The following is a 23,488-nucleotide window of genomic DNA, read 5'->3' as shown; positions in this document are numbered from 1 at the left end:
GGGCGCTCAGCCCTGATAGGTCACCGTGGCGTCACCCAGCCCCGCAATCTCGCACCGGCAGGTCTGACCCGGTTTGATAGGGCCGACGCCAGCGGGCGTGCCGGTCATGATGACGTCGCCCGCCTGAAGTGTGACCAGTCCGGACAGCGTGGCGATGATCTCGGGCACCGACCAGATCATCTGGCTCAGGTCTCCGTCCTGACGCGCTTCGCCGTCCACCGAGCAGCGCACCGCGCCGGTCGTCGGGTGGCCGATCTGCGCGACGGCATGGACCGTGCCGATCACGGCGGAATTGTCGAAGCCCTTCGCCATATCCCAAGGTCCGCCTTTGGCCTTGGCTGCCGCCTGCATGTCGCGGCGCGTCAGGTCGTTGCCCACCGCATAGCCATAGACGTGCCCCAACGCGTCGTCGGCCGCGATGTCCGCGCCGCCGGACTTCAGCACGACGACAAGCTCCACCTCGTGATGCAGGTTTTCGGTCGCGGCAGGGAAGGGGAGGGTTTCGCCTGACGCAACAATGGCGCTGGCGGGCTTGCTGAAAAAGATCGGCGGATCCGCCTTCGCATCCCCGCCCATCTCGGCCACGTGGTCGGCGTAGTTCTGGCCGACGCAGAAGATGCGATGCACGCCGATCGTGGCGCCGTCCGCCCCCTGCAAGGTCTTCGGGGCGGGTGGGGTGACGGCAAGCTCGGGCATGGATCGGTCCTTATGAAATCAATCGGGTCCGATCATGAAACACGTCGTGCCACGGGCTTGCAAGCGGGCGCAGGCGCGCTCGGCCCCGTCGCGGGTCAGGCCCATGAAATTGGCGTCGAACCCGCGCGGCGACCGGTTCACCCGCCGCAGGGAGCCATCGAGCGTCGACATTTCGTTCAGCGCCACGCGGAGCAGCACCCGTTCCGCCTGATACTGCGAATTGTAGCGCCCCACGTTGATGCCCCACAGGCGGCTGCCCGAGGTTGAGATGCGGGTCACGACTTCGGGGGCGCTGGGTGCGGTGGTCGATTGTTGCACCGCAGCCAGCACCACATCTTCGGACGGGCGGGCCGGGGGTGCTATTGTCTGATCGGGGGCGGCGGCCACCTCGACCACATCGGCGATGACGTTCTGGACCACATCGGCGCTGACCATCAGCAGCTCTTCGGGGGCCTCGGGCTCGGGCACCGCGCGGGCGTGGGGGCGCAGGGACCGCGCCACAAGGCCGTTCACGCGCACCGTGCGGGCGGTCGTGCCGGGGGCCGGGGCGTCTGCACCGCCAGAGCCTTGCGGCCCAACGGGGCGGGGGCGGTCCAGACGCGCGGTGGCCGGTGCGCGGGCAAAGCCCATGTCGAGAAGCTCCGCCACCCGCGCGTTGCGCTGCGCAGTGGAGGATCCGCCGAACATGGTGGCGATGATCCGCTCTTGCCCGCGTTCGGCCGAGGCCACAAGGTTGAAGCCCGCCGCGCGGGTGTAGCCCGTCTTGATCCCGTCCGCCCCGCGATAGGCCCGCAAGAAACGGCGGTTGGTGTTGGCCACCTCGCGCACGCCGGCGTCGGTCGTGATGCGGCTGAAAATGTTATAATACTGCGGGTAGTCATAGATCATGTGACGGCCCAGCGTGGTCATGTCGCGCGCGGTGGACAGGTGCCCCGCCTCGGTCAGGCCGTGGGCGTTGCGGAATGTTGTGCGGGTCATGCCCATGGCCCGCGCGGTGGCGGTCATCCGGCGGGCAAAGGCCGCTTCGTTGCCTTCCAGCGCGATCCCGATAGCGGTCGCGGCATCGTTGGCCGATTTCACGCCCGCCGCGCGGATGAGATAGCGGAACTGGATGCGCTGACCGCTCACCAGACCCAGCTTCGACGGAGGCTCGTTCGCCGCAAGGGGGGTGATCGTCACCATGTCGTCAAGGCTGATCTCACCCCGTTCCACAGCCTGAAACGCGATATAGAGCGTCATCATTTTGGTGAGCGACGCGGGATGCAATTGCGTGTCCGCATTGCGCGAATGCAGCACCTCACCGGTGCGGGCATCCATCACCATCGCCGCATAAGGGGCCGCCTTCCCCGTTGCCGGGGCCAGACCTGCCATCAGAAGTGTCAATACTAGTAATAATCCCGCCCAAGCGGGGTGCTGGATACGACGGTTCACACCACTGCCTCATTTACTGCCTCATGAGCCCCTGTTTTTGGTCGGGGTCTCTTATTATCCTTAGACGGTAGCACAGGGATCGGCTTCGGAAAATACCCTATTTTCAACGGGTTTGAGTGTGGCTTCGCTGCACGACGACGGTTTTGCGCGCCACATGTGGGGGGTGGGGATCGCAGCACCCCAAGATGGCGGAATGTGGCGAGAATAAGGCAGGCGTCTCGACCCGCGATATCGCCCACAATCCGCTGTGCCGCGACGTGTCCATGGGACCAGCCTGCGACCCTTCCGCACCGCCGCATGCTCCCCCCTTTTCATAGCCGCCACGAAGGTTATATTAAGCGGCTGATACGAGACTCGATCCATCGGTCGGGGCAGAAGGATACGCATGCGACACGATCTTGTAATGATGGCCGACAAACGCGAAGACGACGACACGGATGTCGGCGTCAAGCTTGAGGCGCGCCCCAAGACCAAGCGGCCGCCGCTGTACAAGGTCATGATCCTGAACGACGATTACACGCCGATGGAATTTGTCGTTCACGTGCTGGAACGCTTCTTCGGCATGACCCACGCGCAGGCGGTGGAACTGATGTTGACCGTGCACGAAAAAGGGCTCGCCGTGGTGGGCGTGTTCAGCCACGAGATTGCGGAAACCAAGGTCGCACTGGTAATGGATTTCGCCGCCCGCCACCAGCACCCGCTGCAATGCACGATGGAGAGAGAGTAGGGGCCCGCCCCGCTCGCCGTCATGAAACAGTCCCGCCTCTTCACCGCTTTGGACGAAGGTCTGTCCCTTGACGGCCCGCTGCACGTGATACGCCCCCCTGCGGGCTACGATCTGGCCGGTCTGCGCGACGTGAGCGTCGAGGCCACGTTTTACCCCGATCACCAGTATTGGGCCGCCGCCGGCTTGATCGGGGACGGTGCTGGCCGCGCCGCGACATTGGTCGTGGTGCCGCGGTCCAAGACGCTGGCGCGGGCCATGATATCCGGGGCCATTGCACAGGGCGGGACGGTGATCGTGGACGGGCAAAAGACCGACGGGGTCGAATCGCTCTACAAGGATATCCGCAAGGTCGCCACCATCGAAGGTGTTGTAACCAAGGGCCACGGGCGCCTGTTCTGGTTCCGCGCCGACCGCCAGCCCGCGTGGGAGGTGTCGGTCACCTCGCCACAGGGGTTCACGACCGTCCCCGGCATCTTCTCTGAAGCCAAGGTTGATGCGGGCTCGGCTCTGCTGGCCCCCTTCCTTGACGGGCTTGAGGGTGAGGTTGCGGACCTCGGCGCGGGCTGGGGCTATCTGTCTCGCGCCATTCTGCAGAACGACGCCGTCACGCGGCTCGACATGGTCGAGGCTGAGAAGACCGCGCTGGACTGTGCGGTGCAAAACGTAGACGACCCCCGCGCCCACGGAATCTGGGGCGATGCGCTGACCCATCAGGGTGCCTATGATGCGGTCGTCTCGAACCCGCCGTTCCACACGTCGCGCAGCGGCGATCCCGATCTGGGGCGTGGCTTCATTGCCACCGCCGCCCGTATCCTGAAACCGCGGGGGGTGTTTTTCATGGTCGCGAACCGGCACCTGCCCTATGAAGCAGACCTTGATGCGCGGTTTGCGCGCATCGAAGAGCTGAGCGGCAGCGGCGCGTTCAAGCTGTTCCGGGCGACACGACCCAAACGGTAATCCAACCCACAGGAGCCACCCATGTCGTTTTCGATTGAAGGAAAGACCGCCATCGTCACCGGCGCCGCGAACGGCGTCGGGCTGGCCATCGGACGGCGGTTTCTGGCGCAAGGGGCCAATGTCGTCTTTGCCGATATGGACGAAGAGCGGCTTGAGGCCGAGCTGGGCGATGGCAAGGCCGAGCCGGAACAATACCGCACCTTCGCCTGCGACCTGCGGCAGAAACTTTCGGTCAATAACCTGATGTCGATGACCATCGACAGCTTTGAGCGGGTGGACATCCTTGTGAACGCCTCGCGCCAGATCGCGTCTTCCGATCCGTTGAACCCGAAAGAGGACAACGTCGAAGAGATGCTCAACCAGAACCTGATGACCGCGCTGCGGCTGACGCAGGCAATCTCGAAGCGGATGATGAAACAGGCCGAGGGCGAGGACGAGGGGCCGGTCGGCTCGATCATCAACCTGTCGTCGATCGCCGCCCGCCGCGCCAACCCGGACCTTCTGGGCTATTCCATCGCGACGGCGGCGCTCGACCAGATGACCCGCTCCATGGCAGTCGCGCTTGCCCCGCACCGCATCCGCGTCAACGCGGTGGCCTTCGGCTCGGTCATGTCGTCAAGCCTGCGCAACCGGATCCGCGAGCATGAGGAATACCGCGACAACATCATCGAGAACACGCCGCTGGGCCGAATCGCGGGCCCGGGCGAGGTTTCGGACGCGGTGCAATACCTCGCCTCGGACGCGTCGAACTTCGTGACCGGTCAGATCATCACCGTGGACGGCGGCCGGACGCTGATCGATCCGGCCTCGGCCCCCGCGCACTGATTATTCGGGATGCACAGCGATGCATTGCTGCACCTGCGCCTGCGCAGCGCGGGCGGCGGCATCGCGCCGCTCAAGCAGTTGCGCAAGCTTGGTCTGCTCATCTGCCACGTTGATCGTCACAGGCTCCTGCCGGGTGTAGGTCCGGGTCTCGTCGCAGGGGAAGTGGAACTCGGTCCCGTCGGAATTGGTGCCTTCGCAGAAGCTGCGGACCACGCGCACGTCCTGCACCTCGACCAGCCCATACCCGCGCGAGATATTGACCCGCGTTTCCGAAATAAGCTGATCCAAGGTCGAGACCTGGCGATTGGCGCTTGAGACGCAGCGTTCGCGCGGCGTGGCGCAGGCGGTGAGGGCAACAAGGGGGATCAGAAGCAGGGCGGGTTTGAACATGGGTCTTCCTTTGGCAGCCAAATGGTCGCGGGTCTGGGGCAGGCGGTTTCCTGTGCGATCACGCAATGCTAGGTGGCATTGATAGGCAATAACAAGGGGTCCGGTGATGACGATGGACGATATGATTTCCCAAAAGGCCGAAGCTGCGGCGTGGTTCAAGACCCTGCGGGACGAGATCGTGCAGGCCTTCGAGGCGCTTGAGGACAGCCAGACCGACGGGCCTTTGTCGGACCAGCCCGCAGGCCGGTTCGAGGTGACCGAAACCAAACGCGCCGCGCAAAACGGCGAGGATGCGGGCGGCGGGCTGATGTCGGTGATGCGCGGGGGCCGTGTGTTCGAGAAGGTCGGGGTGAACATCTCGACCGTTTACGGCACCCTGGGCGAGCGCGCGCAAGCGGCGATGATGGCCCGCAAGGGGCTGCACGGCATGGCCGACGATCCGCGCTTCTGGGCCTCGGGCATCAGCCTTGTGGCGCATATGCAGAACCCACACGCGCCGGCGGTGCATATGAACACGCGCATGTTCTGGACGCCCCATGCGTGGTGGTTCGGCGGCGGATCAGACCTTAACCCCTGCATCGAATATGACGAGGATACCGCCCATTTCCATGCCACGCAGCAAGCATGGCTCGACCCCCATGGAGAAGCCCATTACCCAAAGCTGAAGGCTTGGGCGGACGAATATTTCTATATCCCGCACCGGCACCGCGCGCGCGGGGTGGGCGGCGTCTTCATGGACGATCACTGCACCGGCGACTGGGCGGCGGATTTTGCCCTGACGCAGGACCTTGGCCGGGCCTTCCTGCCGTCCTATCTGCCGCTGGTCGAGAAACGGCGCGGCACTGACTGGACGGAGGCGGACAAGGACGCGCAACTGGTGCACCGCGGCCTCTATGCCGAATACAACCTTGTTTATGACCGGGGCACCAAGTTCGGGCTTGAGACGGGACACGACGCCAACGCGGTGTTGATGAGCCTGCCGCCGATGGCGAAATGGGTCTAGTCTGACAGCGCGTTGACCAGCGCACGGCTGGGGAAGCACGTCGGGGCTTGCCCGGTCGCGACCTGCCATTGACCGATGGCGCGGCGGGTCTTGAACCCGGCGAGCCCATCAGCACCGCCCACGTCATAGCCCTGCGCAACCAGCCCGCGCTGCATTGCCGCCACATCCGAGCGCAGAAGATCGTCCACCGGACGCCAGGGGGCGGTAAAATCGCCGACGTTATAGGCGATCCGGTCGCCCACGTGCCCCACGAAAAGCGCGTAGAGATCCGAGTTGTTGTAGGTCTTGATCGTGTAGAAATTCGGCGTGACAAGAAACGCGGGGCCAAAGCGGCCCGCAGGCATAAGCAAGAACGCCTCGCCGTTGCGCTCGGCGGCGGGGAAGGGGCGCCCCGAGACGCGGGTGATGCCCAAGGCCTCCCACTGGCTGATCGTCCGGCCCTGATCGCGCCCGCCGATGGCGCAGGAGACGGTTGCGGGCACCGAGACCTCGAACCCCCAATCACGGCCCGCCTGCCATCCGTTGCGGGCAAGGTAGTTCCCGATGGACCGGATCGTGTCCGCCTCGGAGGTCCAGATGTCGGCGCGCCCGTCGCCATTGCCATCGCGGGCGTAGGTCTCGAAGCTGCTGGGCATGAATTGCGGCTGGCCCATCGCCCCCGCCCAAGACGACCGCATGGCCCCCGGTGCGATATGGCCCGCCTGCACGATGCGCAGCGCGGCCAGAAGCTCATTGGTGAAATACTCCGCGCGGGTGGACATGAAGCCCTTGGTGCCCAGCACGCGGAAGGTGTTGTGCGGGATCGCCACCCGCCCGAAACCGCTCTCACGGCCCCAGATCGCAAGGATGATATGCCCCGGCACGCCGGTCGCGCGGGTCGTCTCGGCCAGCGCGGTAGCGTGACGCGCAGCCATGTCGCGGCCGATGCGGGCCGTGGATTGCACCGTGTTGGGGCGGAAATACCGGGCCGGGCTGCGGAACTCGGACTGGGTCTGCGCGCGCCGCTCGGGCGGCGCGGTCCCCGGCGGCACAAGATCGGGCAGGTCCCAGTTCAGCGTGACACCGGCGAAGGCCGCATCGAACGTCGCGCGCGAGACGCCGCCCCCCTGCGCACGGGGCCAGACGACCTGTTCGAGCCAAGTCCGGAACTGCCGTTCTACCGCCCCCCGATCCTGCGCCGAGACGGGCAGGGCGGTCAGGAAAAGGAGGGCGAGTAAAAGCTGTTTCATGCGGTCCTGACTGTGTCGATCATCAATTGCACATTCTCGGGATCGGCGTCCGGCGTGATCCCGTGGCCAAGGTTAAAGATGTGCGGCCCGTTTTTGAAGGCCTCGACGATGCGGCGCGTCTCGGAGATGAGCGCATCTCCGCCGGTGACCATGTGCGAGGATTTCAGGTTGCCCTGCACGCAGCCGTCGGGCTGCACGTGTTTGGCGGCCCATTCGGCGCTCACCCCGTCGTCCAGCGCGATGCAATCGGCGCCGATGGCCTTGTGCAGACCGGTGTACCGCTCGCCCGCGCCACGGGGGAAGGCGATGATCGGCGTCTCGGGGTGACGCTCTTTCAACGCGGCGACGATGCGCGCGGCGGGCTTGACGGCATAGGCCTCGAAATCCGCGCCCTGCAGCGAGCCGGCCCAGCTGTCGAACAGCTTCACAACCTCGGCCCCCGCCTTGATCTGTTCGGAAAGGTATTCGATCGTCGCCTCGGTGATCCGGTCGAGCAACGCCTCGAAGGCCTCACGGTTGGCGTCTTTGAACGCATGGGCGGGGCCCTGATCGGGGGTGCCTTGCCCGGCAATCATATAGGTCGCCACGGTCCAGGGCGCACCGGCAAAGCCGATCAGCGTGGTTTCGGATGGCAGTTCACGCGCAAGGATCTTGACCGTCTCGTAGATCGGCGACAGCGTGTCGTGGATCGCCGTGACCGGTTTCAGGGCCTTGACCTCGTCCGCCGTGGTGATGGTGGACAGCCGCGGGCCTTCGCCGGTGACGAACCACAGATCCGACCCCAGCGCCTGCGGCACCAGCAGGATGTCCGCAAACAGGATCGCCGCGTCAAAGCCGAAGCGGCGGATCGGCTGCAACGTGACTTCGGCGGCCAGCTCGGGGTTGTAGCACAGCGACAGGAAGTCGCCGGCCTGCGCCCGCGTTGCCTTGTATTCCGACAGGTAGCGGCCCGCCTGCCGCATCATCCAGATCGGCGGGGTTGGCAGGGTTTCCCCGGCGAGGGCACGAAGAACGGTTTTTTGCTGCGACATAAGGGCCTCCTGAGTTGCGGATGGTCTGTCTATCGGGGTCAACTAAGTCAAGGCAGTTGTCACGACAGGGGGGCGCGGCTAATAGGCGCTTATGGATATTGCACTGCCCACCCCCGACAAACCGCTCAGGATCGGCACCCGCGCCTCGGTTCTGGCTATGGCCCAGGCCCATGAGACACGCGCGCGGCTGATGCAGGCGCATGATCTGCCGGAAGCGGCGTTCGAGATCTGCCCGATCACCACGACCGGCGACGACCGCGCGATGATCGCGGCGGACATTGCGCTCAAGACCATCGGTAACAAGGGTCTGTTCACCAAAGAGCTGGAAGAGGCGATGCTGGCCGGGCGGATCGACATTGCCGTGCATTCGACCAAGGACATGCCCGTGGTCCAGCCCGACGGCCTGACGCTTGACGTCTTCCTCCCGCGGGAGGATCCGCGCGATACGTTCGTGTCGATCCGTTACGGCGGCATTGCCGATCTCCCCGAAGGGGCGACGGTGGGCACCTCAAGCCTGCGGCGCCGGGCGCAGGTGCTGGCGCGACGGCCCGATCTGAACGTGGTGGAATTCCGCGGCAACGTGCAGACGCGGTTGGGCAAGCTGGCCGACGGGGTCGCCGATGCGACGTTTCTGGCGATGGCGGGGCTGAACCGGATGCAGCTCGACGACGTGCCCGCGACCCCCATCGCGGTCGACGACATGCTGCCCGCGATTGCCCAAGGCACGATCAGCATCGAACGGCGCACCGACGATCTGCGCACCCGCGACATGCTGGCCGCGATCCATGACACCGCCGCGGGCCAGCAGATGGCGGCGGAACGCAGCTTTCTTGCGGCGCTCGACGGCTCATGCGAGACGCCCATCGGCGGGCTGGCGCTGATCGAGGGTGACCAGCTTTGGCTGCGCGGCGAAATCCTCAGCTACGACGGGCGCGAAGTCTACAAGGGCGAGCGGCGCGGGGCGGTCTCTGAAGGCGCGGCGATGGGCCATGAGCTCGCACAAGAGCTTTTGGGACAGGCCGGCCCGGGGTTCTTCTCGCAGCACTGACGCGGCTCGCCCGGGGCACGGGCAGGCAGCCACCCACATGGCTGCCCGCCATGGATCAACGCCGGTAGATCACCGGAAACCAATCTTCGCGCAGGGTCTGCCCCGGAGTCATGTCGTGACCGGGGAAGGGCGGCGAGGTTGGTCCGGGCCGCTCCACATAGCGCGCATCGTCGCCCACCAGCCGCAGCGAAAACGCCCGGCGGCGGGTGCCCGCCTCATTCCCGCGCGCGCCGTGCAGGGTCGCGAAGTGGAAGGCCACCGCGTCGCCCGGCTCCATCGTCCACTCCTTGACCTCCATGCCTTCGGCGTCCGGGTCCGGCACGGGCATGTAGTCCTCTTCGTTCGGATAGAAGCTCGATTCAGCGAGCCACCGGGTCGGCAGCACCGGCTTGTCCCATTTGTGGCTGCCCGCCACGCAGCGCAGGCTGGCATCGGTGACCGGGTCCATGGGCGACCAGAAGCTGACGGTCTGCGCGCCCTCAACGAAGTAATAGGGGCCGTCCTGATGCCACGGTGTCGGCTTCGACGTGCCCGGCTCCTTGACCAGCACGTGATCGTGGAACACCTGCACGCGGTCCGATCCCATCAGATCGGCGGCGACTTCGGCCGCGGGCGAGGTGCGGATCACCTCTTCGAATTCGGGGATGCGGGTCCAGTTGCAGTAATCGTCGAAAAAGCGCCCGCCTTCGCCCGCTTTCAGGTTTTCCGCAGCATAGGGGCCGGGCGCGTCCATGTTGCGCTCGATACCCGCGCGCAGGGTGTCAACGTGGTCCTTGAACAAACCTTTGATAAGCACGGCGCCGTCCCGCTGATAGGCGTCGATTTGGTCTTGGGTCAGAAGTGGGTGCATGGGTGATCCTCCAGATTTCAAGGGACCTTAGCGGCGGTATTTTTTAGCTTCCAATAATGTCTGGGCATATTATTCATAGGGCCATGCTATATAACACCCTGCGCCAATACGAATACATCGTCGCTGTGGCCGACGCGGGCAGCTTGACCGAAGCGGCGGCGCGTTTGCACGTGTCGCAGCCGTCGCTCTCCGTGGCGATCACAAGGGTTGAAGCGCAGTTGGATCAGCCACTGTTTGTCCGCCGCAAGGGGGCGGCCCTGCGGATCACGCCCTTCGGGCACGGGGTGATCGCCAAGGCGCGCGACCTGCTCCACCGCGCACAAGAGATCGAGCGCGGGCCGGACCAAGCGCCGCCCTTCGTGCTGGGCTGTTTTGAGGATATCGCGCCGTGGTATCTGGTCTCGGCGCTGGAACGCTTGCGGGCGTATTTTCCCGCGCTGACCTTCGCCGCGCGACAGGGCCGATTTTCCTCGTTGGCCGAAGATTTGGCGCAGGGGCGCGCCGATCTGGTGATTTCTTATGACGTGGGGTTTGATGCCTCGTTCGAGCGCCGGACCCTGACGCAGGTGAAGCCTGTCGTCTTCGTGGCGCAGGATCACCCTCTGGCAGGGCGCGATTCCGTCGAGTTGTCGGACTTGCTGGACGATCCGTTGATCGTGTCGAGCGAGGACCTGTCAGAGGGGTTCGTGCGGGCGCTGTTCGACCGCGTCCGACTTGCCCCCGAAATCGCGCATCGGGCGACCTCGCTCGAGATGATGCGCTCCATGGCGGCCCATGGGGTAGGCGTCGGCATCAGCTATTCGCGCCCGCCGACCGAGACCGCTTACGATGGCACGCCGCTGGTGAGCGTGCCCATCGCCACGCGCCATGCGACGGCGGACATAGCGCTTGTGTGGTCCGGCCTGCGCCCGCTTGACGCCCGGTTCCGCGCGATCCTCGATGCGCTCGCCGACGCGCCTTAATCCGGGATCGTCTTGCCGGGGTTCAGGATGCCGGCGGGGTCCAGCACGGCTTTGATCTTGCGCATCATATCAAGGGCGACGGGGTCCTTGCGGCGGCGCATGGTGTTGAGCTTCGACAGCCCGACGCCGTGTTCCGCCGAAAAGCTGCCCCCCAGATCGGCGACGATATCCTCGACCGCTTCGATGATCCGGTCGTGCAGATCCGCATCGTCGCGGGACGGATAGACGCTGTAATGCGCGTTCCCGTCGCCCAGATGCGCGATGTAGAACGGCTCGGCCTGCGGGTCGAGCGTGGTGACGGCGGCATTGGCGCGGGTGAAGAAGTCGGGCATCCGGTCCAGCGGCAGCGCCACGTCGGTGTCCACCAGCGGCGTGCGCCAGAACGAGATTTCCGCCGCCGCCTCGCGCCGTTCCCACATCTCGCGCCGCTGTGCTTCGTTCTGGGCGATCACGGCATCGCGCAGGGTTCCCTCCTCAAGCCGCCGGGCTAGAACATTCTCCAACAGTTCGGTAATGTCGCGCTCGGTGGTGGTGGCGACTTCAACCATGATGTTGATCTCATGGGGGGCGTCGAAGGGTTCGCGCGCGCCGTTGATCCGCGACAGATGCATGTCGATGTAATGGCGCGGCATGTATTCAAAGGCCTCGACCTCACCCCCCGAGGCATCCTGCAAGACGTTGAGCAGATCGAGCGCATCCTGAAGCGAGGGCACGGCGACCATGGCCGTGGCATAGGCGCGGGGCTTGGGGTGTAGCTTCAAAACGGCGCGGGTGATGATGCCAAGGGTGCCCTCGGCCCCGATCAGAAGGTGCCGCAGGTTCAGGCCGGAATTGTCCTTGTGCAGCGCGGACATGAGGTTGACGACCCGCCCGTCCGCCAGCACCGCTTCAAGCCCCAGCACCAGATCACGGGTGTTGCCATAGCGCAGCACGTTGGAGCCGCCCGCGTTGGTGGACATGACCCCGCCGATCATCGCCGACCCCTTGGCGCCGAAGGTCAGCGGGAAAATCAGCCCCTCGGCCTCGGCTGCGTCATGCAGGTTGGACAGGATCACTCCGGCATCCACGGTCGCGGTGCGGGCGGTGGCGCTGACCTCGTGAATGGTGTTCATCCGGTCGAGCGACAGAAGGATCCCGTCGGGCGCATAGGTGCCGCCCACCAGCCCGGTATGGCCGGACACCGGCGTGATCGAGAGCCCCCGCGCGTTGGCCAGCGTCAGGATGCGCGACACTTCCTGTGTTGAGGCAGGGCGCAGCACAAGGCCCGGCGCGGCGGAATATTTGCCCGTCCAGTCCTGCGACCAGCGGGCCACGTCCGCGCCCGTCAGCACGTGTTTCGCGCCCACAATCTCGGCAAAATCGGTCACCAAAGCCATGTCCAGCCCCCCGCAAAAAACGCGAGATTACGGATTTGCCGTCTGGTGTCAAAGCCGGATCGAAGATGAAGGGGGGGGTGGTGGCGTTACCTGGATTTGAACCAGGGACCTAACGATTATGAGTCGTTCGCTCTAACCAACTGAGCTATAACGCCGTGCACAGCGCGCGGGATAGTCGCAGCAGCGCGTCCTGTCAAACCGTTTCTCGCAGTTTGAGGGTTGTTTCTTCCCCGCCGCCTTGTTCAAGTCGCCGGACACAGGGCAGGGGGTGCGAGATGACAGCGAAACAGTGGGAATTCTGGGTCGATCGGGGTGGCACCTTCACCGATATCGTCGGACGCGCACCCGATGGCCGCGTGCGCACGCATAAGCTGTTGTCCGAGAATCCCGAACACTACCCCGATGCGGCGGTGCAGGGGGTGCATGACCTGATCGGCACCGACACGCCCGCGGCCGGTTCGATTGCCGCCGTGAAGATGGGCACGACCGTGGCGACCAATGCGCTGCTGGAACGCAAGGGCGAAGCCGTGTTGCTGCTGATCACCGAGGGCTTCCGCGACCTTCTCAGGATCGGCTACCAGACGCGGCCGGATCTGTTTGCCCTGCACATCCAGCGGCCCGAATTGCTCTATGCCGAGGTGGCGGAAGTGCGCGAGCGGCTCGACGCGGCGGGCGAGGTTCTGGTGCCGCTGGATGAGCAGGCCGCGCGCGCGGCGTTGCAGGCGGGATATGACGCGGGGCTGCGTGCGGTTGCGGTGGCGCTGCTGCATGGCTACCTCAACCCCGCCCATGAAGTGCGCCTGGCCGAAATCGCGGGTGAAATCGGCTTCACGCAGATTTCGACCAGTCACGAGGTTTCGCGCCTCGCCAAGCTGGTGGGGCGCGGCGACACCACTGTGGTCGATGCCTACCTCTCGCCGATCTTGCGCCGCTATGTGGATCAGGTGGCGGGCGCTCTGGACGTGGGCCGCGTTTGCGAACGGTTGTTTTTCATGCAGTCCAGCGGCGGACTGACCGATGCGGCCCGCTTTCAGGGGCGCGATGCGATCCTCTCGGGCCCCGCGGGCGGCATCGTCGGCATGGTCAAGACCGCGGAAGCCGTGGGGCACGACCGGCTGATCGGCTTTGACATGGGCGGCACGTCAACAGATGTGAGCCACTACGCGGGCGACTACGAACGCAGCTTCGAGACCGAGGTGGCGGGCGTGCGGATGCGCGCGCCGATGATGGACATTCACACGGTCGCGGCGGGCGGCGGGTCGATCTGCCGCTTTGCCGACGGCCGCTTTCAGGTCGGACCGGACAGCGCGGGCGCCAACCCCGGCCCGGCTTGCTACCGGCGGGGCGGGCCGCTCACGGTCACCGATTGCAACGTGCTGTTGGGCAAGCTGAACCCTGAGCATTTCCCGCAGGTATTCGGCGCTGGCGGAGACCAGCCGCTGGACGTGGATACCGTGCGGGACAGGTTCGCCGCGCTGGCCGAGGAGGTGGCAAGCGCCACCGGAGAAGCGCCGCGCAGCCTTGAGAGCATCGCCGAAGGGTTTCTGGCCATCGCCGTCGACAACATGGCCAATGCGATCAAGAAGATCAGCGTCCAGCGCGGCCATGACGTGAGCGATTACACCTTGCAGTGTTTTGGTGGCGCGGGCGGGCAGCACGCCTGCCTGGTGGCCGAGGCGCTGGGCATGTCGCGGGTGCTTATCCATCCGTTCGCCGGGGTCCTGTCGGCCTTCGGCATGGGGCTGGCTGAATTGCGCGAGATGCGCGAAGCGCAATTCGACGCGCCGCTTGAGGGGGGCGACGGCGATGCGGGCGCAGCGCAAGCGCGGATCGCCGCGCTGGAAGCCGAGGCGGTCGACGCGCTGCGGGCGCAGGGTGCGTCCGAGGCACCGGTGATCGAGCGTTGGGCCTATTTGCGCTATTCCGGCACCCAACAGGCGCTCAAGGTGCCCTTCGGCGCTGCGTCCGACATGGCGGCGGCGTTCGAGGCCGCACATGCGGCGCGCTTCGGCTTCACCTCGCCGGACGTCCCCCTGTTGTTCGAGATGCTGAGCGTCGAGGCCATAGGCAAAGGCGCAGAGCTGCCCGAGCTTGGCATCGGCCCCGCCCGCTCGCCCGCGCCCATCGCCCACGCGTCGGTGCATATGGCGGGCAAGACGCGGCAGTGCCCCTTTTATGACCGCGACGGCATGGGCATCGGCGACCGCATCACCGGCCCGGCGATCATTCTGGAGGCCACCGGCACCAATGTCATCGAACCGGGCTGGACGGCCGAGGTGGACCGGCTGGGCAACCTGATCCTGAGCTCCGACGCGCAGGCGCGCACCCTGTCGGCCAGCGCCGAGGCGGACCCCGTGGTGCTTGAGGTCATGTCGAACCTGTTCATGTCCGTGGCCGACCAGATGGGGGCGACGCTGGCCAACACCAGCCAATCGGTCAACATCAAGGAACGCTTCGACTTTTCCTGCGCCATTTTCGACGGGAACGGCGATCTGGTGGCGAACGCGCCCCATGTGCCGGTACATCTGGGGTCTATGTCCGACAGCATCAAGACGGTGATGGCGGGCTGGCCCGAGGTGCAGGACGGCGACGCTTTCATGCTCAATTCGCCCTACAACGGTGGCACCCACCTGCCCGATGTGACGGTGGTGACGCCAGTCTTCGTGGGGGGCAGGCCGCGCTTCTGGCTTGGTTCGCGCGGACATCACGCGGACGTTGGCGGGCGCACCCCCGGCTCGGCCCCGCCTGACAGCCGCCACATCGACGAAGAAGGCGTGCTGATCGACAACGTGCAGCTTGTTCGCGCGGGCCGGTTTCTTGAGGCCGAGGCCCGCGCCGTGCTCGCGTCGGGGCGTTATCCCTGCCGCAACCCGGATCAGAACATCGCCGATCTCAAGGCGCAGGTGGCCGCGAATGCGACCGGCATGGCCGAGCTGAAACGCATCTGCGACGGCTACGGGGTGGAAGTGGTGAGCGCCTATATGGCCCACGTGCAGGACAACGCCGAAGCCAGCGTGCGCCGCGTGATCGACAGCCTCTCGGACGGGCGGTTCACCTATCCCATGGACGAGGGGCAGGTGATCGAGGTTGCGGTGCGCGTGGACCGCGACGCACGCAGCGCCACCGTGGACTTCACCGGCACCAGCGCCCAGCACGCGGGCAATTACAACGCGCCCTTTGCGGTCTGCCGCGCGGTGGTGCTTTATGTTTTCCGTACGTTGGTGGGCACCGCCATTCCGCTCAATGAGGGGTGTTTGAAGCCGCTGAAGATCATCGCCCCCGAAGGGTCGATGCTGAACCCGCGGTATCCGGCGGCGGTGATCGCGGGCAACACCGAGGTCAGTCAGGCCACCTGCAACGCGCTTTATGGCGCGCTGGGAGTGATCGCAGGCTCACAGGCGACGATGAACAATTTCGTTTGGGGCAACGCACGGTTCCAGAATTACGAGACGATTGCCGGCGGCACCGGCGCGGGGCCGGAGTTCGACGGCTGCGACGCGGTGCAAAGCCATATGACCAACACGCGGATGACCGACCCGGAGGTGCTGGAGAAACGCTTCCCCGTGCGGCTTGACCGGTTCGAGGTGCGCGACGGATCGGGCGGCGCGGGGCGGCACCGGGGCGGCCACGGCGCGCGGCGGGTGATGACCTTTCTGGAGCCCGTGACCGTGACGACCCTGTGTTCGCACCGCGTGGTCGCGCCCTTCGGCGTGGACGGCGGGGCGGATGGCGCGGTGGGCCGCAACTGGGCCGAGCTGCCCGACGGCACCCGCAAGGACCTGCGCGGCAACGACGAGATCGACCTGCCCGCAGGCGGGCGTTTCGGCATGGAGACGCCGGGCGGGGGCGGCTGGGGCGGTTGATCGGGGCCACCCGGTCGCGGGCGCGCCTCGCTAGAGGATGACCTGATGTTCGGCCTGACCCACCGTGTCGACGGCGGTGGCGAAGGTCTTGCCGTCGTCCGGCCCGTTTAGGCCATCCGCGGCCGAGGTGCAGAACAACGTGCGCAGACCCGTCCCGCCGAACGCGGGGCAGGTGGTCTGGGCGGCGGGAAAGGCGACCGTTTGGGTCAGAGTGCCATCGGGCGCGTAACAGGCCACGCGGTTGGCGTTCCATTGGGCGTTCCAGAAGTTGCCGGCTGCATCGACCACCGCACCGTCCGGGCCCCAGTCCGTGGTCCCGAAATCCAGCCAGACCTCGGGGTCGCCCTCGGGCCATCCGTCGCGGGGCGTCAGACGCTGACGCATGATCTTCTTGGTCGGGGTGTCGGTGAAATAGGCATGCCCCCCGTCAGGGGCAAAACAGATCGCGTTGTTGATGGTGATATCGGGGTAAAGCTGGCGCAACTCACCGCGATAATAGCGGTAGATCGCCCCGGCGCGCGGTTCCGCGTTCAGCCCCATGGTGCCGATCCAGAAGCCGCCCCAGGGATCGGCGCGCCCGTCGTTGGAGCGCGTGACCGGGTTGTCGATCTCGAGCTCGGCCACCTGATCCGCCGTGCCGCTGGCGATGTCGAAGACGTGCAGGCCGATGCTGTCGGCCATAAGCAGTCGGTCCCGGTCGATCCAGCCCGCCGCCGACACATAGCGCGAGAATTGCCAATGGGTGCCCTTGGTGTGCAGGCGTTTGGACAGAACGTCGAACCAGAACAGCTCGTCCCGTTCCGGATGCCAGAGCGGGCCTTCACCAAGGGTGCATGTGCTATCGTCAAAAATCATAGGGCAGCATCATAGGCAGAAACGACCTCTTTGGCACGGGTGGCGATGTCAGCGTTGGACCGGCCCGGCACGTAAAGGGCTGAGCAAAGGCCGAACCCGTCCGCCGAAGCCGCAACCCAGCGTGCGAAGTTGTCGGGCCCCGCCCCGCCGGTGGGATAGACCTGCGTGCCCGGGGGCAGGATCGGACGCAGGGCTTTCAGACCTTCAGGTCCGACCAATGCGGCGGGAAACAGTTTCAAACCGTCCGCGCCGTTCTTCAATGCGGCAAGGCATTCGGTGGGCGTCATCACGCCCGGCCAGCTTTGCAGACCGGCGCTTTTGGTGGCGACGATCACGCGCGGGTCGGTGTTGGGCGAGACGATGAACCGGCCCCCCGCCTGCGCCACATGGGTCACCTCTTGCACCGAAAGGACCGTGCCCGCGCCGATCTGCGCCTGCGCGCCGTGGGCCTGTGCCATGATCCGGATGCTGTCCAGCGCATCGGGCGAGTTCAGCGGCACTTCGATGCGGGTGATTCCGGCCTCGATCAGCGCGGCGCTGACGGCTTCAGCCTCAGTCGGGATGATGCCGCGCAGGATGGCGATGATGTTGCGGGTCATGTCACGCGCCTGCAAGCTGGGCATGGGCGGCGCGCAATCCGGCCAGTGTCATGTCATCGGCGTCCGCCCGCAGCACCGTCACCCCCTGCGCCGCAAGCCCCTCGGCATAGGGGTGCGCCACAGTGTCCGAACCGATCAGCGCCATGTTCTGCCCCAGCCAATAGGGCTTTGCCGCGGCAAGTTCCGCCCCGATCAACAGCCCCGACAGCCGCGCGCGGGCGGTGGCGGGGTCCAGATCGTCGAGCAGATGGCCGCCGCGCAGGGCGAAGAGTTTCCCGGCAAGCTTCTCGGGGCGCGAGATGGTGTCGGACAGCGCATCGGCGAAAGCATCTGCGTCCCAGCCCGCCTCTGCCACGCCATGGCGCAGGACCGACTGCTCCGACAGCAGGGCGAACAGCTCTCCGGTCATGAAGGTCTGGAAGCTCACGACCTCGCCCGCGCTGACATGGGCCCATTTGGTGTGTGTGCCGGGCAGGCAGATCACCCCGTCCCAACCGTCGTTCTTCGCAAGAAACCCCGCGATCTGCGTCTCTTCCCCGCGCATGACGTCGGGCGGGGTGGCTTGGCTGAGGCCCGAGACGACATGCAGCGAAAGCGTAGGGCGCGTATCGGCGGCAGCCACGGGCGCGCGGGTCAGCGCGGCAGGGGTGACCGCGCAGGGCACCGGGCGATAGGGCACCTCAACCCAGCCTTCGCGCGCGCCAAGCATGCCGCAGGCGACGATTGTGCCGGTGCGCTCCAGCCAGTCCCCCGCAAGCGCGCGCAGGATGGTTTCGAACTCGGCGGGCGTGCGGGGTGCTCTTTCGGGCTGCGAACTGCGCTCGGCCAGCCGCGTGCCATCGGCGGCCATCGCCCAAAGCCGCAGGCGCGTGCTGCCCCAGTCGGCGGCGATCCAGTCGAGGTCGTGGCTCATCATCCGGTTCCTTTTCGGCAGCGTGGCGGGGCAAGGCCCGCCCGTGATACGGTCCCCTTCCTACGGGCCAAGCCGCCGCGCCACAAGACGCGGATCGGAACCCTTACGGCGCTAGGGCTGCTGCACCGGTTGGCGGGCTTCGACGTCGCGGCGGTGGCCGTAATACAGCCCGACCACGTGTTCGGCTTCGGCAAAGAACAGCCAGCGCGCGGTGGCGACCCCCGCCAGATGGCTGAGCACGGCCACGGCCGCGAACAGGTGGGACGGGGCCAGCAGCAGGATCAGAACCGGCAGGACGATCATCAGGATCATGGCGATCACCCGCAGCTTGAGCGCATGTTTGCGCCCCAGCACGTAGACGAATTCTTTCAGCAGGTAATTGGTGCCCGTATGCGGCGGCTCGAACGAGCGGACCGCGCCGCGCGCCCCCAGACCGGTGGCCGTGCCCAGCGTCGTGCCTGCCTTGGTGAACGCCTGATCCCCCACCAGCCAATGCGCCCCCTGCGCCAGACCGCCAAGCACGAGCAGCACGATCGCGGCGGTGACCTGTCCGGCCAGAAGCGCCCCACCGGCCAGACTGAGCGTCAGAAACATCACTGGCGTCGTGATATTGTTCCAACGGGGCACGGCACGGATCGAGGTGTAGATCATCGAGGTGGTATAGACGGTGCCCAGCGACAGCGCCGCGCCGATCCAGCCCAGCACCGCCCAACGGTCGGAGAAGAACACCAGCCCCGCCCCATAAATCGCCATGACCAGAAGGGCAGCCACGGAACAGACACCTTCGCGGCTGAGCCAGCTTGTGCGCCATTGGGTGAAGGCCTTCAGCGCCCGTTCCGGACGGCCCAGATGGAAGGTCGAGGCGATGAGCCCGCCGACGGCGAGGATGTAGGCGAGCGCGAAGAAGACGAAGGCAACCCAGCCCGTGGGGGCGGGCCACCCGAGGCCGAGAAACACCAGAAGGCCGAAGCCCAGGCCGGACAGAGTCGAGAAGATGATGACTGAAGGAGCGGGATGCATCAGCTTTTGCCTCCGGGCAGGGCGTCAAGGGCGCGGTCGAGCCAGCCAAGAAAGCCCTTGGGCTCCTCTGCGACGGGCTCAAGAAACGGCGCGAGGATGTCGATCTCTTCGCGCTGGGATGCGTCGCGCGGGCGCGGCGGCAGGTATTTGTTCACCGGCTTGGTGCCCATCTCGGGCATCAGGTCCATGCCGCCGCGCTCCGCAACCAGTTGGCTGACGTGGCTGTCGGGGTCGGCGAGGTCGCCGAAGTGCCGCGCGCCCGCAGGGCAGGTGCGCACACAGGCGGGGGTGCGGTCCACCTCGGGCAGGTTTTCGTTGTAGATGCGGTCGACGCAGAGGGTGCATTTCTTCATCACGCCCTCGACCTCGTCCTTTTCACGGGCGCCATAGGGGCAGGCCCAGGCACATAGGCCGCAGCCGATGCAATCGCTCTCGTTGACCAGCACGATGCCGTCCTCGACCCGTTTGTAGCTGGCCCCCGTGGGGCAGACGGTGACGCAGGGCGCATCGTCGCAGTGCAGACAGGACTTCGGGAAATGGATCAGCTGCGCGGGGGCAGGTGTGCCCGTGCCCAGGTCAGGGGGCTGCACCTCGTAGGAGTGGACCCGGTTGAGGAAGGTGCCGTGCGGGTTCGGCCCGTAGGGGTCAAGGTCCGACAGCGGTGCGCCGTAGTTCTCTGTGTTCCAACCCTTGCAGGAAATCACGCAGGCATGGCAGCCGACGCAGGTGTCAAGGTCGATCACAAGGCCGAGCTTGCGTTGGGTGGCGGTGGGAAGTTGGGTCATGTCAGCACCTCATGGAAGGGGCGCGCCTGTGGCAAACCGGCCCTCCGGGGGAGTTTATCGGGTCAGATGAAGTGGGCACGATGCGCGTCATGTGCCGACCTTCCAGGCCAGTACGTCCGGCCCCTTGCCCACGGGGGAGGCTTGCGGGGCGAAATCTGGTTTCGATTGTTTGTCGGCGGGGGGATCGGTCTTCTCGATTTTGACGCGCAGGTCGAACCATGCGGCCTGTCCGGTGATCGGGTCGGAGTTCGACCAGCGCATGCCGTCGCCCTTCTCGGGCAGCAGCTCGTGGATCAGGTGGTTGAGCAGGAAGCCGGGTTTGGCCTCGGCCGCGTCATTGTCCAGCGCCCAGGCGCCCTTGCGTTTGCCGATGGCGTTCCACGTCCAGACGGTGTGATCGTTGAGCGCGGCCATAAGGGCGACCGGCACGGTGATCTCGCCCGCCGGAGAGGTCACGCGCGCCCAGTCGCCTTCGCGAAAGCCGTGTTTTTCCCAGATCTTCGTCGGCACGTAGAGCGGATTGCGCCCGTGGATTTGCCGCAGCCACGCGTTCTGCGTGCCCCAGGAGTGATACATCGCCATGGGCCGCTGGCTGAGCGCGTGGACGTCGTATGTCTCGGTGTCCGTCAGGCTGTCCGACAGGGGGGCATACCAGATCGGCAGCGGGTCCATGGTGTCCTGCACCTGCTGGCGCAGATGTTCGGGCGGCTGGACGCGGCCATGCCCCTCGGCCGCCAGTTGCAGGCGGCGCAAGGGTTCGACGTAGGGCGTGAACAGATAGGGTTGCGGGCTGTCATAGAAGCCCATTTCGACGGCCCAGTCCTGATAGGCCCGGTTGAAGGGTTTGTAATAGGCGGCCTCGTCCGGGACGTGGCTCATCCAGAAGCCGCCATTGGCGATGTAATTGTCGAGCTGGCCTTCGTTGGGGGCGCCGCGTCCGTGCTGGATTCCATCTTCGCCCATGCGCCAGCCAGCCAGCGGGCCGATGCCGGGGCGGCGGATGTGGTTGGTTATGTAGTCGGCGTAGTCTTCGAACTTCTGGCTGCCATCCTCGTTCACGAAGCCGGGCAGGCCCAGCCGCGCCCCCAGATCGCACAGCACCGACTGGAAGCCGCGCACATCGCGGTCCGGCTCGACCACCGGCCAGCGGATCGCATCGGCCACGGCGTCGGCTTCGCAGATCGGCCGGTCGAGTAGCGAAATACAGTCGTAGCGTTCCAGATAGGTCGTGTCGGGCAGGATCAGATCGGCAAAGGCCACCATTTCGGAGCTGTAGGCGTCGGAGTAGATGATGCGCGGGATCTTGTAGTCGCCCGCTTCGTCCGTGTCGGTGAGCATGTCCATCACGGCCTTGGTGTTCATGGACGAGTTCCAGGCCATGTTGGCCATATACATGAACAGCGTGTCGATCTTGTAGGGATCGCCCGCGTGGGCGTTGGAGATCACCATGTGCATCATGCCGTGGGCGCTGAACGGGTTGTCCCACGTGAAGGCCTTGTCGATGCGGATGGCCGAGCCGTCCTCGTGCAGCAGAAGATCCTCGGGGCCCTGGGCAAACCCCAGATGCGGGCCGTTCAGCGGGCCGCCGGGGGTGACGCCGCCGTGGGGCTTGGGGTGCGCGTGGGCGGGTTTCGGATAGGGCGGCTTGAAGCGCATGCCGCCGGGGGTTTCCACCGCGCCAAGGATGATTTGCAAGGTGTGCAGCGCACGACAGGTCTGGAAGCCGTTGGAATGGGCCGAGATGCCGCGCATGGCATGCATCGAAACGGGACGCCCGATCATCTTGTCGTGCCGCTTGCCACGGAAATCCGTCCAGGGGCGGTCGATCACAATCTCTTCGTCAAACGCCACGCGGGCCAGATCGGCGGCCAGACGTTTGATGCGGGTGGCCGGGATGCCGGTGCGGTCGGCCACGGCGTCGGGGGCGTATTGCGGATCGAGGAACCGGTCCGCCATGAGGTGGAAGACCGGGCGGTGGGTGATGCCCGCGGCGCGGTGGGTGGCGCGCAGGTCCGGCTCTACCCCTTCGCCGTTCCAAGGCGCGAGCTGACCGGTCCGCTTGTCGATCACCAGCGGCTGGCCGTCATCGTCGCGCAGCAGCAGCCCGTTCTGGTCCGACTTGGGGTCCTCGTTGACGATGCAAGACGCATTGGTGAACCGCGCGAGGTAATCGAGGTCGAGCTTGCCGGCGCGGAAGAGCTCATGGATCAGCGCCATGATCAGCAACCCGTCGGTGCCTGGTGTGATCCCGAACCAGTCGTCGGCCACGGCGTTGTAGCCCGAGCGCACAGGGTTCACGCCGATCATCCGCGCGCCGCGTTCCTTGATCTTGCCGATGCCCATCTTGATCGGGTTGCTGTCGTGATCCTCGGCCACGCCGAACAGCAAGAACAGCTTGGTGTGGTCCCAATCCGGCTGGCCGAATTCCCAGAACGCGCCGCCCATGGTGTAGATGCCCGCCGCCGCCATGTTGACCGAACAGAACCCGCCGTGGGCTGCGTAGTTCGGCGTGCCGAACCCTTGGGCCCAGAGCGAGGTGAAGCTTTGCGACTGGTCGCGCCCGGTGAAGAACGCCAGCTTTTCGGGGTGTTTTTCGCGCAAGGGGGCCAGCCAGTCGGTGGCGATCTGCAGGGCCTCATCCCAGGAAATCTCCTCAAACTCGCCCGAGCCGCGCGGCCCGACCCGTTTCAATGGCGCCTTGAGGCGCGAGGGTGCGTTGACTTGCATGATCCCCGCCGAGCCCTTGGCGCAGAGCACCCCCTGATTGACCGGATGGTCGCGGTTGCCTTCGATATAGGCCACCTTGCCGTCCTTCATATGTACGTTGATGCCGCAGCGGCAGGCGCACATGTAGCAGGTGGTTTTGCGCACCTCGTCCGAGACCTTGGGCGATGTGTCGAGGATCGGTTGATCTTTGGGCATATCGGA

At 65.9% G+C, this 23,488-nt stretch carries 20 protein-coding genes and 1 tRNA gene; 7 read left to right on the top strand and 14 right to left on the bottom strand.

Annotated elements, in window-relative coordinates:
- Positions 1–6: 6 nt before the first annotated feature.
- On the bottom strand, positions 7–696 hold the full coding sequence (locus DC363_RS05340; RefSeq protein ID WP_108640101.1) for a fumarylacetoacetate hydrolase family protein: 690 nt from the start codon (positions 694–696) through the stop codon (positions 7–9).
- An 18-nt stretch (positions 697–714) separates the two neighbouring features.
- The gene (locus tag DC363_RS05335; RefSeq protein ID WP_108640100.1) at positions 715–2,067 is read right to left on the bottom strand and encodes a D-alanyl-D-alanine carboxypeptidase family protein; all 1,353 of its coding nucleotides are present in this window, start codon (positions 2,065–2,067) and stop codon (positions 715–717) included.
- Positions 2,068–2,512: 445 nt separating this feature from the next.
- Here DC363_RS05335 and clpS point away from each other — a divergent pair, with 445 nt between their 5' ends.
- The 3 genes from clpS to DC363_RS05320 are packed head-to-tail and all read left to right on the top strand — an operon-like array spanning position 2,513 to position 4,636.
- Positions 2,513–2,854, top strand: coding sequence for an ATP-dependent Clp protease adapter ClpS (clpS, locus tag DC363_RS05330; RefSeq protein ID WP_108640099.1), 342 nt, complete (start codon positions 2,513–2,515; stop codon positions 2,852–2,854).
- Between the two features lie 21 nt (positions 2,855–2,875).
- Positions 2,876–3,811, top strand: a complete 936-nt coding sequence (locus DC363_RS05325; RefSeq protein WP_108640098.1) for a class I SAM-dependent methyltransferase — start codon at positions 2,876–2,878, stop codon at positions 3,809–3,811.
- Positions 3,812–3,832: 21 nt separating this feature from the next.
- The gene (locus DC363_RS05320; protein ID WP_108640097.1) at positions 3,833–4,636 is read left to right on the top strand and encodes an SDR family NAD(P)-dependent oxidoreductase; all 804 of its coding nucleotides are present in this window, start codon (positions 3,833–3,835) and stop codon (positions 4,634–4,636) included.
- Here the strand turns inward: DC363_RS05320 and DC363_RS05315 are convergent, their stop codons facing one another.
- Positions 4,637–5,026 (bottom strand): hypothetical protein, encoded by a 390-nt coding sequence (locus DC363_RS05315; protein WP_108640096.1) that lies wholly within the window; start codon positions 5,024–5,026, stop codon positions 4,637–4,639.
- A gap of 112 nt (positions 5,027–5,138) precedes the next feature.
- On the opposite strand from DC363_RS05315, the gene hemF reads away from it, so the two are divergent.
- Positions 5,139–6,029 carry an oxygen-dependent coproporphyrinogen oxidase gene (gene hemF / locus DC363_RS05310; protein WP_422396403.1) on the top strand — a complete coding sequence of 297 codons (891 nt, stop codon included), beginning with the start codon at positions 5,139–5,141 and terminating at the stop codon, positions 6,027–6,029.
- Here the strand turns inward: hemF and DC363_RS05305 are convergent.
- Both DC363_RS05305 and hemE read right to left on the bottom strand, forming a co-directional pair.
- The gene (locus DC363_RS05305; RefSeq protein ID WP_108640094.1) at positions 6,026–7,258 is read right to left on the bottom strand and encodes a lytic murein transglycosylase; all 1,233 of its coding nucleotides are present in this window, start codon (positions 7,256–7,258) and stop codon (positions 6,026–6,028) included. The two genes, hemF and DC363_RS05305, sit on opposite strands and share 4 nt — an antisense overlap.
- Entirely contained in the window at positions 7,255–8,289 is a 1,035-nt protein-coding gene (gene hemE / locus DC363_RS05300) for a uroporphyrinogen decarboxylase (protein ID WP_108640093.1), read from the bottom strand. Before hemE ends, DC363_RS05305 begins: the two co-directional genes overlap by 4 nt.
- 91 nt (positions 8,290–8,380) lie before the next feature.
- Here hemE and hemC point away from each other — a divergent pair, with 91 nt between their 5' ends.
- Positions 8,381–9,337, top strand: coding sequence for a hydroxymethylbilane synthase (gene hemC / locus DC363_RS05295; RefSeq protein WP_108640092.1), 957 nt, complete (start codon positions 8,381–8,383; stop codon positions 9,335–9,337).
- A 55-nt stretch (positions 9,338–9,392) separates the two neighbouring features.
- Here the strand turns inward: hemC and DC363_RS05290 are convergent, their stop codons facing one another.
- Positions 9,393–10,187 carry a phytanoyl-CoA dioxygenase family protein gene (locus DC363_RS05290; RefSeq protein ID WP_108640091.1) on the bottom strand — a complete coding sequence of 265 codons (795 nt, stop codon included), beginning with the start codon at positions 10,185–10,187 and terminating at the stop codon, positions 9,393–9,395.
- A gap of 83 nt (positions 10,188–10,270) precedes the next feature.
- Here DC363_RS05290 and DC363_RS05285 point away from each other — a divergent pair, with 83 nt between their 5' ends.
- Positions 10,271–11,149: a LysR family transcriptional regulator gene (locus tag DC363_RS05285; protein WP_158270834.1), complete on the top strand. Its 879-nt coding sequence runs from the start codon at positions 10,271–10,273 to the stop codon at positions 11,147–11,149.
- Here DC363_RS05285 and DC363_RS05280 read toward each other — a convergent pair.
- Positions 11,146–12,525: an FAD-binding oxidoreductase gene (locus tag DC363_RS05280; RefSeq protein ID WP_108640089.1), complete on the bottom strand. Its 1,380-nt coding sequence runs from the start codon at positions 12,523–12,525 to the stop codon at positions 11,146–11,148. The two genes, DC363_RS05285 and DC363_RS05280, sit on opposite strands and share 4 nt — an antisense overlap.
- Before the next feature lie 78 nt (positions 12,526–12,603).
- Positions 12,604–12,680, bottom strand: a tRNA-Met gene (locus tag DC363_RS05275).
- A gap of 120 nt (positions 12,681–12,800) precedes the next feature.
- Between DC363_RS05275 and DC363_RS05270 the strand changes: the two genes are divergently transcribed.
- Positions 12,801–16,388 (top strand): hydantoinase B/oxoprolinase family protein, encoded by a 3,588-nt coding sequence (locus DC363_RS05270; RefSeq protein WP_108640088.1) that lies wholly within the window; start codon positions 12,801–12,803, stop codon positions 16,386–16,388.
- A 30-nt stretch (positions 16,389–16,418) separates the two neighbouring features.
- On the opposite strand, the gene DC363_RS05265 is transcribed toward DC363_RS05270, so the two are convergent.
- From DC363_RS05265 to DC363_RS05240, 6 genes are all read right to left on the bottom strand, one after another.
- Positions 16,419–17,243, bottom strand: a complete 825-nt coding sequence (locus DC363_RS05265) for an SMP-30/gluconolactonase/LRE family protein (RefSeq protein ID WP_108640087.1) — start codon at positions 17,241–17,243, stop codon at positions 16,419–16,421.
- Positions 17,240–17,842, bottom strand: a complete 603-nt coding sequence (locus DC363_RS05260; protein ID WP_108640312.1) for a 2-dehydro-3-deoxy-6-phosphogalactonate aldolase — start codon at positions 17,840–17,842, stop codon at positions 17,240–17,242. Before DC363_RS05260 ends, DC363_RS05265 begins: the two co-directional genes overlap by 4 nt.
- A 1-nt stretch (position 17,843) precedes the next feature.
- Positions 17,844–18,755: a 2-dehydro-3-deoxygalactonokinase gene (locus DC363_RS05255; protein WP_108640086.1), complete on the bottom strand. Its 912-nt coding sequence runs from the start codon at positions 18,753–18,755 to the stop codon at positions 17,844–17,846.
- A 111-nt stretch (positions 18,756–18,866) separates the two neighbouring features.
- The gene (locus DC363_RS05250) at positions 18,867–19,775 is read right to left on the bottom strand and encodes a dimethyl sulfoxide reductase anchor subunit family protein (protein ID WP_108640085.1); all 909 of its coding nucleotides are present in this window, start codon (positions 19,773–19,775) and stop codon (positions 18,867–18,869) included.
- Positions 19,775–20,560: a 4Fe-4S dicluster domain-containing protein gene (locus tag DC363_RS05245; protein WP_108640084.1), complete on the bottom strand. Its 786-nt coding sequence runs from the start codon at positions 20,558–20,560 to the stop codon at positions 19,775–19,777. The genes DC363_RS05250 and DC363_RS05245 overlap by 1 nt, the downstream gene beginning before the upstream one ends.
- Positions 20,561–20,647: 87 nt before the next feature.
- Positions 20,648–23,482: a molybdopterin oxidoreductase family protein gene (locus DC363_RS05240; protein ID WP_108640083.1), complete on the bottom strand. Its 2,835-nt coding sequence runs from the start codon at positions 23,480–23,482 to the stop codon at positions 20,648–20,650.
- Between the last annotated feature and the right edge of the window lie 6 nt (positions 23,483–23,488).

The organism is Thalassorhabdomicrobium marinisediminis (assembly GCF_003072065.1).
GTDB lineage: Bacteria > Pseudomonadota > Alphaproteobacteria > Rhodobacterales > Rhodobacteraceae > Octadecabacter > Octadecabacter marinisediminis.
Note: the sequence above shows the minus strand (reverse complement) of the source record. Positions and strands in the feature narration are given on the sequence as shown.

Coding starts and splice junctions, on each gene's coding strand:
- DC363_RS05340 (WP_108640101.1), bottom strand. CDS start 696: ATGCCCGAGCTTGCCGTCACCCCACCCGCCCCGAAGACCTTGCAGGGG.
- DC363_RS05335 (WP_108640100.1), bottom strand. CDS start 2,067: ATGGCAGGTCTGGCCCCGGCAACGGGGAAGGCGGCCCCTTATGCGGCG.
- clpS (WP_108640099.1), top strand. CDS start 2,513: ATGCGACACGATCTTGTAATGATGGCCGACAAACGCGAAGACGACGAC.
- DC363_RS05325 (WP_108640098.1), top strand. CDS start 2,876: ATGAAACAGTCCCGCCTCTTCACCGCTTTGGACGAAGGTCTGTCCCTT.
- DC363_RS05320 (WP_108640097.1), top strand. CDS start 3,833: ATGTCGTTTTCGATTGAAGGAAAGACCGCCATCGTCACCGGCGCCGCG.
- DC363_RS05315 (WP_108640096.1), bottom strand. CDS start 5,026: ATGTTCAAACCCGCCCTGCTTCTGATCCCCCTTGTTGCCCTCACCGCC.
- hemF (WP_422396403.1), top strand. CDS start 5,139: ATGGACGATATGATTTCCCAAAAGGCCGAAGCTGCGGCGTGGTTCAAG.
- DC363_RS05305 (WP_108640094.1), bottom strand. CDS start 7,258: ATGAAACAGCTTTTACTCGCCCTCCTTTTCCTGACCGCCCTGCCCGTC.
- hemE (WP_108640093.1), bottom strand. CDS start 8,289: ATGTCGCAGCAAAAAACCGTTCTTCGTGCCCTCGCCGGGGAAACCCTG.
- hemC (WP_108640092.1), top strand. CDS start 8,381: ATGGATATTGCACTGCCCACCCCCGACAAACCGCTCAGGATCGGCACC.
- DC363_RS05290 (WP_108640091.1), bottom strand. CDS start 10,187: ATGCACCCACTTCTGACCCAAGACCAAATCGACGCCTATCAGCGGGAC.
- DC363_RS05285 (WP_158270834.1), top strand. CDS start 10,271: ATGCTATATAACACCCTGCGCCAATACGAATACATCGTCGCTGTGGCC.
- DC363_RS05280 (WP_108640089.1), bottom strand. CDS start 12,525: ATGGCTTTGGTGACCGATTTTGCCGAGATTGTGGGCGCGAAACACGTG.
- DC363_RS05270 (WP_108640088.1), top strand. CDS start 12,801: ATGACAGCGAAACAGTGGGAATTCTGGGTCGATCGGGGTGGCACCTTC.
- DC363_RS05265 (WP_108640087.1), bottom strand. CDS start 17,243: ATGATTTTTGACGATAGCACATGCACCCTTGGTGAAGGCCCGCTCTGG.
- DC363_RS05260 (WP_108640312.1), bottom strand. CDS start 17,842: ATGACCCGCAACATCATCGCCATCCTGCGCGGCATCATCCCGACTGAG.
- DC363_RS05255 (WP_108640086.1), bottom strand. CDS start 18,755: ATGAGCCACGACCTCGACTGGATCGCCGCCGACTGGGGCAGCACGCGC.
- DC363_RS05250 (WP_108640085.1), bottom strand. CDS start 19,775: ATGCATCCCGCTCCTTCAGTCATCATCTTCTCGACTCTGTCCGGCCTG.
- DC363_RS05245 (WP_108640084.1), bottom strand. CDS start 20,560: ATGACCCAACTTCCCACCGCCACCCAACGCAAGCTCGGCCTTGTGATC.
- DC363_RS05240 (WP_108640083.1), bottom strand. CDS start 23,482: ATGCCCAAAGATCAACCGATCCTCGACACATCGCCCAAGGTCTCGGAC.